The organism is Brevibacillus soli (genome assembly GCF_044759095.2).
Classification (GTDB): domain Bacteria; phylum Bacillota; class Bacilli; order Brevibacillales; family Brevibacillaceae; genus JBIYSM02.
Genome location: NZ_JBIYSM020000038.1, coordinates 1 through 13,236, shown reverse-complemented (window position 1 = coordinate 13,236; position 13,236 = coordinate 1). Strand labels below are relative to the sequence as shown.

The window sequence follows — 13,236 nt, the reverse complement described above, 5'->3', positions numbered from 1 at the left end:
CTCACCTCACTTTCTGCTGATCATTCTCACGTACAGCTTTTCCAGTTCGGCACGCTGCTTTTGAATATCGTGCTGTCTTTCCACTTTTTCTCTGGCTCTTGCTACCAATTCCGGCCAGGTGGAACGCTCAGACAAGACCTGGATGATCATTTCTGCCAGCTTGGAGGGAGAGCGTTCCGGAACGAGGAATCCGGTCTGTTTATGTTCGACCAGTTCGGGAATTCCCGCGTGATAGGTGGAAACAACGGGACGTCCTGTCGCCATCGCCTCCATCAACACGTTGGGAATCCCTTCCTGATTTCCGTTCTTGGCTGTCTTGCACGCGATCACAAAGAGGTGACAGCGGGCAAGCTCTCGCTGTACCACGTCGTGGGGTTTCGCTCCCATCAATTTGACATGCTGCCACAGACCGTACTTCCCGATCAATTGTCTCAGTTTTTGCTTTTCTTCCCCGTCCCCCACAATCGTCAAAGCAGCGTGAGGATAATGGGAATGGACGAGAGCAAACGCTTTTATCAGCGTATCCATCCCTTTCTTTTCTGTCAAACGCCCAACGCTTAACAAGCGAAAACGATCATCTATGACCGGTTGGGGAGGCTGCATGGGAAATTTGCGCAAATCAATCCCGGAACGGATCAGGATGATTTTCTTGGCTGGACAGCCCAGTTGCACTAGCCTTTGTTTCATGTGGTTGCTGACTACGGTAAAGGCATTTCCTTCTCGAAACAACCGCTTCAACTTGATTCGATACATCTGATTTTGCCTCACCCGTTTAGAGGCGTCAAATCCGTGAAAGGACGTAATCAGCGGCAGCCGATTTTTCCGAGCAAATGGCAATAGATCCAATCCGGCGGGACCGTATCGCGCGTGCAGGCATTTGATTCTGTTTCTCCTCAGCCACTTGGACAACCCCGTAAGCTGTCTGAGGACGTAGACGGGGTGATAGGGAAACTGAATGCGATTGATGGGGGGTTGTCTTGTCAGTACCACTGGTTTGATTTGATGGTGGCCCAACAGCTGCTCATAAATAAACGTCTCGCTCTTTGGAAGGAACTTTTTTCGGTAGACAAGGACTCGTCGCATACCGCACCTCCCGCTTTCAGTGGTATCCCTTCTGCTCTTCTGTCATGTCTTCCAGCTGAAGTCGGAGTCCTTGCTCCAAGGTGACACGCGGAGCATATCCCAAACGACTTGCCGCCAGGCTGATATCGGCACAAGTGCGACGGGAATCCCCTGCTTGACTGGGAGCAAATACAAACTTCGGTTCTTGCAGGGTCAGCTTGCCGATCATTTCAATCACGTCCAGGAGGCGAACCTCCCTATCGCCTCCTACGTTAAACACCTCTCCAGATTTGCCGAATTGGGCCGCTAGCAAGTTGGCTTCTACGGCGTCGGAGACATAAGTGAAATCCCTCGACTGCAGACCGTCTCCGTAAATCGTAATCGGCTCATTTTTTAACGTGTGGCGAATAAACCGATGAAACGCCATGTCCGGTCGCTGTCTCGGACCGTACACGGTAAAATAGCGGAGCATCACCACCGGTAACTGATGAGCTTCGACATACACCCGACAGACGTACTCCATGGCCGCTTTTGTTACCCCATAAGGGGAAATGGGGTTTAGCGGCGCTTTTTCATCGGTGTAAGAATCCAGCATCGTGCCGTACACCGATGACGATGACGAGACAACAATGCTTTCCACATGTTTTCTGTTCACACAAGCTTCCAACAGCTGCTGGACAGCCAAAATATTATGGTTGGCGTAATCGGAAAACGCTTTCCCCCAACTGCTGCGAACACCGGGCAAGGCAGCCAAATGGTAGATCGTCTCCACACCCTCCAGCCACTGGTCCCACTTTTCCTTTTGCAGGTCGGCAGAGTGGAAGGTAAATTGGGGATGCGGCCCGATCTGCGACAGGTTCCGCAATTTCAGCGAAACGTCATAATTGTCCAAAAATGCATCGATTCCGACCACCACGTGCCCATCTTGTAAGAGGCGTTTGGTCAAATGAGAACCGATAAAACCAGCACAACCGGTCACCAGCACCTTACTCATTGATTCGTTTCGCCTCCTTTCTTTTCCTTAACTTTTTGATCATGAGATAACCTTTCCTGCGTCCATACTCTGCCCTGTACTTGCGTCCCCAGCGTTTTAAATAATATTCAAACGTTCGTTTACGCAGCCTGTTTCGCTTCCATCGCGTATGACCATCCGTCAACTGCCCATTGTGTTTGGTTCGGTTGTACAGGGGGCGGTCGATCCATTTGACAGGGTATTTTTCAATCAGTCGGAGAATGATACGCCGATCCTCCATGATCCGGCCTTCAAACTGATCTGACGTGTCCCAGCCCCCAACCTTGCGCAAAGCCGAAACGCGATAGGTACGGGGCGCGACCATCCATTTGTTGTACGTTAAAAATTTGTATTTGTTCCGGAACTGTTTGTGCCGGACAAAATACGGATCACTGTACTGCATGTTGTGCACCCGCCAGATCATGATGTTTCCGTAGAACAATGCGGTGTTTTTCTTGTCCTTCGTGATGTGCTCTTTCAATATGGCGAGTGTCCAATCGGGAAGCCAGTCATCGGAATCCAGTTGGACCATGAAAGGAGTATCTACCAGGCTAAGCGCTTTGTTCATCACTTTGGAAATGCCGGAGTTTTGTTCCATCCGGAAGTATTGAATCTGGGGATGGCACAGGTACATTTTCAACATTTCCTTGGTGTTGTCCGTGGATGCGTCATCCATGATCAACAGTTTCCAATCGTTGCAGTCCTGCCGGAGTACACTTTCAATCGCCTTGCTGATAAACCTCGCCCGGTTATAGGTGGGAATCACGACCGTAAACAATGCCATTATAGTTCATCCCTCTTCTTTTCCGACGGAATGATGATCGACGATTTATCACTGAGTAGTAACACACCCTTGTCGTACACATGAGTACCTGCCAAGTATGATGACCTTCCAAATACGCTTTGCGTAATCGGCCAGTCGATATCGTGAAGAGAGCTGTTCTCCAGCAGGATACTGTCCTCAATCCAGGCACAGTTACTCAACTGAACCCCATCCTGTATGGACACGTAGGGACCTATTTTGCAGTTTTCGATACGGCAGCGGTTTCCTACCAGGACTGGACCGGTTATTTCGCAATTGTGTACCACACACTCTTCTCCGACCACGTAGTGATCGCCGATCTCCTGGGAAAGCATCCAGCGGTTTGCTTCCAACCAGCGCTGGATGGTGCCGACATCCGAATATTTCCCGTATGTCACGGTATGAGCGATTTGGTAGCCGCGCTCAATCATCGATTGAATCGCGTCGGTTATTTCGTATTCAGCGCGTGCGGATGGCCGAAGCATCGCGATCGAGTCAAACAGCGGACTTGTGAACAAATAGGCCCCGATGACAGCAAGATTGCTTTTGGGCTGCTTCGGTTTCTCTTCTACCGAAACGATTCGTCCCCCCGCTATTTGCGCGATGCCATAGTCCTGCGGTCGCTCCACTTCACTCAGCATCACGACGCCGTCCGCCTGGGTCTGTTCGAAGGTTCGAGCCAGTTCATGCAAGGAGTCCATCAGCAAATTATCCCCCAAGAGCAGAATAAAGGGTTCATCGTTGATAAACGTTTTCGCCAGCCGTACGGCATGAGCAATTCCCAATGGCTTTTCCTGCTGAATAAAGGTGATGGTAGCCTGAAATTGACTACCATCGCCTATGTATTCAGGAATTTGCAGTTGGGACGGATGAATGACAATTCCAATGTCGTGAACGCCGACTTCCCGCAATTTTCGGATGCAGAAGTGTAAGACCGGATAATTGGCCACAGGGAGGAGGGTTTTTGGCTGTGAATAGGAAAAAGGATGGAGCCGGGTACCTCGTCCAGCACACAATATTAACCCTTTCAATAGGATCACTCCCCAGTTGAGCTTTGCGATACTAATAAGGTATGCGCCACCCTGCTGCCAGACAGGGCTTGCGTCCACAACTCGCAAAGAAAGGGCTTATACCCAACCAGATCGTATCAACTGATCTTTTGGATGTATGGCTGACGTTGACCCCGTTTCTCCATCACAGACGCAAACACCTGAAGATAGCCCTGGGCGGTTGCGTACCAGGAGAACTGCTTGGCTCGAAGCAGCGCCTTCCTCCCCATGTCCATTCGAAGAAAGGGAATTTTCCAAAGAACTTCCCACACCAGCGGAAGCTGACTGCTCCACTCCGCTGGCGGAATCAGGAATCCGCTGCTCTGATGTTGCACGACCTCCGCAATGCCGCCACGAGGCGTGGAAATGACCGGTTTTCCTGAGGCCATTGCTTCCAGATTGACACGACAAAACGGTTCCTGCCAAAGGGACGGTGTAGCCACGATGTCACCAATCTGGTACCAGAGCGGCATCTGCGCGCTGGGCACAAAGTCGACGAAATGAACTTTGTTCCCAAGCGGCTTGGCTAGCTCGTGCAAACGCTTTACGTATGAATTCAAACGGTTCCTGCCGTAGCCGGTTCCTCCGACGATGACGAGGCGGGCATCAGGATCTTTTTCACTTATCTTGCGGAACGCTTTCATCAGGACGTGAACACCTTTTTCCCGCATCAAGCGGCCAGCGTAAAGCAGTACGCGATGGTGGGATTTCAGTCCAAGCTGCCTGCGGAGCTTACGGACCGAGAAGTTGATTTTTGCAAGCTGGTATGGCATCACGTCCACACCCAGGTGGACCGTATGCACCTTGTGTTCAGGAATCTTGTGGTGCTCAATAAAGTATCGACGCAAATACTCACTGTTGGTGATAAAACCGTCCGCGAGACGGCTGGCATGCTGCATTTTCTCCGGGCTGATGATGCCCTCGGAAGCGTAGACGTGGGAATGCATGTTGACTACAATCGGCGTAGTGGGAAAGTGCCTGCGGAGTGTGAGTACATAATGGGGACGATTTTCCACCAGAATGACGTCCGGCTTGCTGTTCTTCTGGAGCTCGCTGATGACTCCCTCAAGGTACGGCTTGGGCCCTTTGTAGGGGAATCGTATGAACTCCCTGTTCTCTTCCGAACTGGAACCGGAATACTCGGGGCACGTTCGCGTGTAGATGGTGATACGGTGATTTGGACCGAACACTTTGCTTACTTCGTCGATGTCATGTTCGACGGAACTGCCCTTTACCGGCGGTACCGAAAACGGACCCGGACTAATTATGGCGATGTGCATCTCGTTCTTTCTCCCACTCTTTTTTAAGGGAAAGCACCACATGATAGAGATGCTGACGCTCTTTTTTATTCTCTTCCTCCATACTTTTCCAGTGCTTCTCCATGGAGGAGAGCGTGTGAGTCAGTTCCGTTAATCTCGATTCCAGAAGCTCCAGTCGTTCCTTCCAGACCGAATCGTCTGTCGTGTGGTTGATCGATTCCATCTGCTTGGTAGACGTGATTCGTTCCACAGCTTCCTCAACGGTGTAGCTGCCGGAGAATACACCGGGCGTCACCCAGTGGGATTGATCCATACGTTTGCGCTTTTCCATGAAATGCATACCTCCAACCTAGAAATTCTCCCTACATCGTATGAATGCAAAGTACAATGGGTACTTGTCAGGGGGAAAGAAAACCGCTGTGAAACCAGGGTTTCACAGCGGTTAACGATAATCGCGGGCAGGAAGGTGACGGCGAAAGCGCAGACTGTAGTGACGGGCCTCCTCTGCACTGGTAATCTGCTGTTTTTGCCATTCCAACAAGATGCGGTCAATATAACGAATATACAGTTTTCCAACGGCGGCTGCCTCACGCAGAGCCGTCACAATCAACTCTTCAGAATAACGGTCTTCCTCTGTCCACATCTGGATCGTCTCCATTTCAAACGGCGACAATGGCCTGCCAAACGCCTGCTCGAACTGTCCGTACAGACCTTCCGTTTGATACGCAGCGCTAGCAGCCGTTTCCGAGAAAGTTTCCGTCAGCGGATCAACGATGCGTGTTGCAGCGAACTGTTCCCGTACATTTTGGTAGAGTTTTCGGTAGAGAGGGCCAAGATTGTACTGCTCATGACGAAGACCGGTTTGCGGATCAACGTATTCGTCAATGCTCAGCCACTCCTCCTTGATCAGTTTTTGCAACAGCTGAATCAGCCGCACCTGTGTAACAGACATGCGCTCTTCCAGCTCCTGTAATGTCGGAAAGCGGTTGCCCTCCTGCTGAAACGATAGCAGATGAATGATCAGCATCATTTCCTCGTCAGCCAATGACATGTGCTTGTATCGTTTTAGCAAGAGATTGGAAACAGAAGTTGCGCCTTCTTGCAACAACTGAAGAATATGCGAATCCATGAATAACGTCCACCTCATTTGTAGATTGGCAAGCGGTGCAGGGACGCAGGCAAAAAGGAAAGCCCTGCTGCCGGCGGCAACAGGGTTTGTGTCCTACGGATACAAGCGGTACAGCATACGCGGGAACGGAATGGTTTCACGCACGTGATCCAGTCCGCAAATCCACGCGATCGTACGCTCCAGACCCAACCCAAAACCGGAGTGCGGCACAGTGCCGTATTTGCGCAGGTCGAGGTACCACTTATACGCCTCTTCCGACAGTTCGTGCTCCTGGAAGCGCGCCTCCAAGAGAGCAGGATCGTCAATCCGTTGGCTGCCTCCAATGATTTCACCGTAGCCCTCCGGGGCGATCAGGTCTGCACAGAGCACCACTTCCGGACGATCAGGATGCGGTTTCATGTAAAACGCCTTGATCTCTGTCGGATAGTGTGTAATAAAGACAGGCTTGTCGTAGTGTTCAGCGATCATGGTTTCATCAGGAGCACCGAAGTCGTCCCCCCACTTGATCTCGCTGCCCTTTTCCTGAAGGAGTTCGATCGCTTCATCGTAGGTAATGCGAGGGAACGGAGCTTTGACGTTTTCAAGCTTGCTGGTATCGCGCTCCAGGGTCTTCAGCTCCGGCTGGCAGTTCTTCAGCACGGACTGAACAATGTGAGTAACAAACTGTTCTTGAATCCGCAGGTTTTCTTCGTGATCGACAAATGCCATCTCCGGCTCAATCATCCAAAATTCGATCAGGTGACGGCGCGTTTTGGACTTCTCCGCACGGAAAGTTGGACCAAACGAGAAGACGCGGCCCAGCGCCATCGCTGCCGCTTCCATGTACAGCTGTCCGGATTGCGACAGGTAGGCGTCTTCGTCAAAGTATTTGGTATGGAACAGGTTGGTCGTACCTTCAGCAGAAGTCGGAGTGAGAATTGGCGGATCCACCTTGTAGAAGCCGTTTTGCTGAAAGAACTCGTAAACGGCACGTATGACTTCGGAACGGATCGCCATAATCGCACGCTGGCGCGGCGTGCGCAACCAAAGGTGACGGTGATCCATCAGGAAGTCAACCCCGTGTTCCTTCAGGGAAATCGGATAATCCTGTGCGATTTGAATGATCTCCACGCCGGTCACGGTCAGCTCGTAACCGCTCGGTGCGCGGTCATCCGCACGGACCACGCCGGTTACGTACAGGGAGCTTTCCTGGGTCAGCTGAGAAGCCCGTTCCCATACCTCTTCGGATACGTCAGCCTTAACCACAACACCCTGAATGAAGCCTGACCCGTCACGAAGCTGCAAAAATTGTATTTTACCGCTGCTGCGCTTGTTGTACAGCCAGCAACCCAGACGTACTTCTTGTCCCACGCGCTGCCCTATTTGGGCGATGGTCGTTAACATCGGTATGTATTCCTCCCTGTTGCCTTATGAACAATAACTTCTTATCAATCGAAACAATTATACTATTGGTCCAACCTGAATTCAACGCATAGAAGCACACTTATGTTAACATAAGATTTATTATGTTTTCTTATGGTGCATGTGAACAGAAATACCCCTCTCTTCCTGGAGAGGGGCATCCGTTATTCCCTTACACGATACGCAGCCCAGCTTCATCTACGGATTTCCGCTCATCTTTTTCAGATTCTCCTGTCGGATCATTATCCGTATCCACAACTTTTTCGATCTTTTCCTGAACGACTTCAGCCGCAACGAACTCCGTGTCGTCCGTTGCTGACTCGGCTTGCGGCAGTTCGACAGCAGTATCCTTGGCAAACGGTTCCGACGTTTCTGATTCTGATTCTGCGACTACCTGTTTGTCAGCAATCGATTCTTCCCCGTAGGTCGGCTTACCCTCTCTGTCATCTGTCTGTTCGGCTTCTTCCTCATCCCATATTTGATCGCCTTGCTCGCCGATCGCGATCCAACTGAGAACCCCTTTGATTTCTGCCGCTCCCTTGCTTCGAACCACGGAAACAACGGCTTTCCATTTGGTCGATTCCTTCAGAACGGCGTAGCATCCCGGGTGATTGGTCATGGCTACCACCACGTATGCCGAACTGCTGTATGCCGTTTCCAGTGGAATGACGAGGTCTGTTGACGCTTCCCGTGCGGCAAGCGTAAACGGAACCAGACCGAACTGCTGGTAAACCTCTGCTAGCGTCTTGTTCGTTTGTACGGGTGAAAATGCCAGCTTTTCTCTCGTAATCGCTTCGCTGGCGACGTGGAGAGAAGTAACGGAAGAGGGGGTCAGCTTGCTTCCATCCACGCTTTTCTCAGCCAGTTTATCCCGCGTAATTGATCCATTTCTTACCTTCTCGGTTGTTACAGAGTTGTTGACGATCTTATCTGAGGTCACCACTCCATCAACCAAGTGGTTGGCGGTAATGGAATTCAGCTCAATTTTGCTGGAATCAATGCTGCGATCCGCCAGTTTTTCTTTCGTAATGGATCCATTGCGCAGTTTTTCAGGCGTGACAGCATTGTTTGCCAGTTTCTCACTCGTAATGACACCGTCTGCCAAGTGATTCGTTATGACGGATCCGATATCGATTTTGGATGCGTCAATACTTCGATCGGCAATTTTCTCTTTGGTTACGGAATCGTTCCTAAGCTTCTCCGTGATGATGGCGTTGTCCTGAATGTGCCTGGTTTCGATCAGGTTGTCGCCTACATGTTTCGACTGCAGAACGTCTTGCGCCAGCTTTTCTGAAGTGACAGCACCGTCTGCCAAGTGATCGGCAGTAACGGCAAACCGATCCAGTATGGCTGAATCCACGCTTGCCTTTGCCATTTTTTCTCGAGTGACCGCTTCGTCCTGAATCTTATCCGTCGTTACGGCGTTTTCGAGAATGTGCCTGGATTGAATGGCGCCTTCGCCGAGATGATCGGAGTGAATTGATTGTATCGCCAGCTTTTCACTCGTTATGGCGGAGTCCTCGATGTGCTCCGGCTTGACGGATGATGCCGCCAGTTTGGAAGAGATGATCGAAGCATCGGCCAGCTTTGCGCTTGTAATCGTTTCGTCCTGAATTTTCTCTGCCGTCACGGCGCTGTCCTGGATATGGGCAGCCATGATCGCGCCATTTTCAATATGGTAAAACTGAACAGCGTTGTTTTCCAGCTTCTCGCTGGTCACCGCACGGTCCATCAAATGGCTTGTGGTTACTGCTTCGACGTCCAATTTTTCTGCATTGATGCTGCGATCAGCCAGTTTTTCCCTCGTTACGCCCTTGTTTTGCAGCTTATCAGTCGTAACGGATCCGTTGAGAATATGACCCGGCTTCACCGCGTTATAGACCAGCTTATCACTGGTGATGACTCCATCCGCCAGATGGTTCGTCGTGATGGAACCGATGTCGATCTTGGCCGAATTGATGCTTCGATCGGCTATTTTTTCTTTGGTTACGGACTCATTCTGCAGTTTTTCGGTGGTAATCGCTCCGTCCTGGATGTGCGTCGTGCCGATGATATGGCTGTTCAGGTGTTCCGTCTGCAGCACTTGTTTGGCCAGCTTTTCCGCTGTTACCGCACCTTCTGTCAGGTGCTCGGCAGTGATCGAGCCGTTCTGCAGTTTGGACGAATCGATGCTTTTATCAGCGATTTTGTTGCGTGTAACGGCTTCGTCCCGCAGTTTTTCCGTTGCAATGGTATGATCCAAAATATGGTTGTTTCGAATGGCCTGGTTGCTGATATGGTTCGGCTGAATGGCTTCGTTGGCCAGTTTCTGACTTGTAACCGCACCGTTTGCAATATGTTCAAGCGCAACGGAAGAAGCCGACAGCTTCGAAGAGGTAATGGAGGCATCAGCCAGTTTATCGGTTGTGATGGCCCCGTTCAGGATTTTCTCCTGCGTAACCGCAAGATCCTGGATGTGACTGTTCAAAACGGAGCCGGTTTCGATATGGCAGGACTGCACGGCGTTGTTATCCAGTTTTTCACTGGTTACCACTCGATCCATCAGGTGGCTTGTCGTGACCGACGCAATGTCCAGTTTGGCCGCATTGATGCAGCGATCGGCCAGTTTTTCCTTGGTTACGGATTCGTTTTGCAGTTTTTGGGTGGAAATCGATTCGTTTTGTATGTGTTCCGTTTTAATGGCGCTCGTCTGGATGTGCTGGGAGTTCACTGCATGATCCACGAGTTTATCGCTGGTAACGACTCCGTTCATCAGGTGAATGGCGGCAACGGATGCAGCGTCCAGCTTGGAAGCGGTAATGCTCTTATCGGCGATCTTCTCTTTGGTAACCGACTCGTTCTGCAATTTTTCAGTGGATATGGCGTTGTCCTGTATGTGATTCGTTTTAATCGCATTGTTTTCAACATGCCGGGTTTGAACAGCGTGATTCACCAGTTTCTCACTGGTAATGGTGCCATCAAGCAAATGAGCCGTCGTCACGGACTGTACATTCAGTTTTTCGGCCGTAACACTGCGATCAGCCAGTTTTTCCTTGGTTACAGATTCATTCAGCAGGTGAACGTTTTTTATCGCCTTTTCCGCGATATGCTCGGAGCCGATGCTGTAGTTCCCGATGTGATGCGCCTGTACCGCATGGTTGCCTAGTTTGTGTCTCGTGATGGCGCCGTCCATGATATGTTCGGTTGAAACCACGCTCTTATCCAGCTTGTTGGAGGAGATGCTGCCATCCGCCAATTTATCCCGGGTCACCGAACCGTTTTGGAGCTTATGAGAGTCGATCGAGTCATCCTGTATATGATTCGGCGAAATCGACTTATCTGTAATGTGACGGGACTGGATAATGTCGTCTGCCAGTTTTTCGCTGGTGATGACACCGTCTGCCAGGTGATCAAAAGTGACGGACCCAAGCTCCAATTTGTTGGAATCGACACTGCGGTCGGCCAATTTTTCTCGTGTAACCGACAGGTCCTGCAACTTGTCTCCGGAAATGGCTTTTACCTGCAGGTGTTCACTCCCGACAATGTTTGTGTTCAGATGGTGCGAATGTATCGATTTTTCCGCGATTTTCTCATTGGTGACCGATCCGCGGGCAAGGTGTCTGTTTTTAATGGCTTCCGTCGCTACTTTTGGTGATGTTACCGAGTTATCTGTCAGTTTCGTGGTGGTAATGCTCTGATCGGTAATTTTGTCGGTCGAAACCGACTCGGTTGCCAGCTTCGAAGTGGTAACAGCATGGTCGGCCAGGTTGTTCGTGTGAATGACGCCGTCTTGTATGTGGCTGTGGCCGATAATTCGTTCATTCAAATGGTTGAAAAGGATGGATCTCTTCGCCAGTTTATCCTTTGTCACTGATTCATCCTGCAAATGCTTAGACTGAATGGATTCATCCATCAGGTGCTGGCTGTAAACACTTCTTCCCGCCAGTTTCTCTTGGGTCACCGAGTAATCCGCAAGTTTGTTGGTCGTTACCTGCTGATCGCCGATTTTCTTGGTTGTGACGGAATGATCGTGCAAATGGCTTGTTTGTACGGAAGAAATTTGCAAATGAGCCGCTCCTACCGACTCTTTTGCCAACTTGTCTGAAGTGATGGACTGGTTGTCGAGCTTTTCTGTCGTAATGGCTCCTGGCGCCAGTTGAACGGAATTGACAGCACCTTCCTGCAGGTGCCGGGTGCTGATTGCATCATCTGCGAGGTGTTCTTCCTTCACGCTGCCCGCAGCCAGATTTTCGCTTTTCACGATCCCTTCCATCAAGTGGTTGTGGTTGATCGATTTGAACTTAATGTGGTGGGCCTCTACGCTCTCTTCTTCCAGCTTGCTGCCCGTCACTGCGCCGTCTCGGATTTTGTCGGTGGTAACCGCCCCGTCCTCCAGCTTCACAGTGTTGATCACGTAGTTGGCCAAATTGTTTGTTAGAATGGCGCCCGTTTTAATCTTATCGGTGGTAATGGCCTGATCCTGAATCAATTCTTCTGTAATGGATTCTGGCTGAATGTGCTTCGTCTGAATGCATCCTTCTGCAAATTTCATGGAATCAATCGTCTTATCAGCCAGTTTTTCCGAGGTGATACTGTTGTTCATCAGCTTTTCTCCAGAGATAGCCCTGTCCTGTATCATATCGCTGGAAATGATATTGCGGTTCAAGTGCTCTGCCAAGATGGAGTACGGCGCAAGCTTTTCAGAAGTGACACTGTAATCGGCCAGCTTGGAGCTGTCTACTGCATAGTCTCTTAACAGGCCGGTATCGATGGTGCCTGGCTTGATCTTGGAAGCATCAATCGCACGGTTGGCTATTTTTTCGTTCGTCACCACCTGATCTGTCAGATCATCAGTGTAGACGAAGCCGAGATCACGTTCATTTTTGCGCTCTTTGATCACTTTTGAAAACTTGGTCTGATTGGAGGTAGCTCCCGATTTCGGCACCATCTTCAACGGAGGATAAATGGCTTTTTTTACCGGAGGAGGGACCGGTGCGGGTGTTTGCGCAGGTGCGGATGAAGAAGGCTGCGGCGGTTTTTCCGCTAACTCGATAAATGAATCATCTTCCAGATTGTCCATCCAGTCCAGCTCCTCCTCGGGCGGATCAATCTGCGAAAAATCATCCAAGGGCTCGTTCTTCTGCTTCCACGTCTTGCCCAATTTTCGGCGGTTTGGTTTTGCCATGCTGTCTCCTTCCCTTCTGAACTCAAATCCATGTCCTCCTGTAACATATTCAAAACACCTATGGTTGGGCACAGCCACTTGAAAAAAAAGTTGCGGCGCTACAACTAAGAAAACCCACCCGGCATTAGCTAGTTTCCCCTGAAAAATTCCTGGGGTAAGTCAAAAACAAAAGGAATTCAGCTCTCTAAATGGAAGTAGTGTTGTCGAGGCAATACATCCAAAAAGAGGGACTGAATTCCTTTCTTCTTAAAGAAATTCAACAGTGCTCCTCGAAAATCCTTTTTGAGGTGAGCGATTATGTTAAAACTTCGTAACGAGCAAATCACATTGTGGGATACCCTTCTCCCTGAACCAATCC

Annotated in this window: 9 protein-coding genes; all 9 read right to left on the bottom strand. The window is 50.3% G+C overall.

The features are described from left to right. Positions 1–6 precede the first annotated feature (6 nt). Positions 7–1,083: a glycosyltransferase gene (locus ACE99V_RS15400; RefSeq protein WP_400492051.1), complete on the bottom strand. Its 1,077-nt coding sequence runs from the start codon at positions 1,081–1,083 to the stop codon at positions 7–9. A gap of 16 nt (positions 1,084–1,099) precedes the next feature. Continuing rightward, a complete protein-coding gene (locus ACE99V_RS15395; RefSeq protein WP_400492050.1) occupies positions 1,100–2,056 on the bottom strand; it encodes an NAD-dependent epimerase/dehydratase family protein in 957 nt (318 codons plus the stop codon). After that, the gene (locus ACE99V_RS15390; protein WP_400492081.1) at positions 2,049–2,861 is read right to left on the bottom strand and encodes a glycosyltransferase family 2 protein; all 813 of its coding nucleotides are present in this window, start codon (positions 2,859–2,861) and stop codon (positions 2,049–2,051) included. The genes ACE99V_RS15395 and ACE99V_RS15390 overlap by 8 nt, the downstream gene beginning before the upstream one ends. Next, positions 2,858–3,907 (bottom strand): glucose-1-phosphate thymidylyltransferase, encoded by a 1,050-nt coding sequence (locus ACE99V_RS15385; RefSeq protein WP_400492049.1) that lies wholly within the window; start codon positions 3,905–3,907, stop codon positions 2,858–2,860. The genes ACE99V_RS15390 and ACE99V_RS15385 overlap by 4 nt, the downstream gene beginning before the upstream one ends. A 116-nt stretch (positions 3,908–4,023) precedes the next feature. After that, complete coding sequence (locus ACE99V_RS15380) at positions 4,024–5,205, bottom strand: glycosyltransferase family 4 protein (protein ID WP_400492048.1); 1,182 nt, start codon at positions 5,203–5,205, stop codon at positions 4,024–4,026. After that, entirely contained in the window at positions 5,186–5,515 is a 330-nt protein-coding gene (locus tag ACE99V_RS15375; protein ID WP_400492047.1) for a hypothetical protein, read from the bottom strand. Before ACE99V_RS15375 ends, ACE99V_RS15380 begins: the two co-directional genes overlap by 20 nt. Positions 5,516–5,626: 111 nt before the next feature. Beyond that, positions 5,627–6,313 (bottom strand): DnaD domain-containing protein, encoded by a 687-nt coding sequence (locus ACE99V_RS15370; protein ID WP_400492046.1) that lies wholly within the window; start codon positions 6,311–6,313, stop codon positions 5,627–5,629. A gap of 93 nt (positions 6,314–6,406) precedes the next feature. Then, complete coding sequence (gene asnS, locus ACE99V_RS15365) at positions 6,407–7,696, bottom strand: asparagine--tRNA ligase (RefSeq protein WP_400492045.1); 1,290 nt, start codon at positions 7,694–7,696, stop codon at positions 6,407–6,409. A 190-nt stretch (positions 7,697–7,886) separates the two neighbouring features. Further along, positions 7,887–12,878 carry a WIAG-tail domain gene (locus tag ACE99V_RS15360; protein ID WP_400492044.1) on the bottom strand — a complete coding sequence of 1,664 codons (4,992 nt, stop codon included), beginning with the start codon at positions 12,876–12,878 and terminating at the stop codon, positions 7,887–7,889. Between the last annotated feature and the right edge of the window lie 358 nt (positions 12,879–13,236).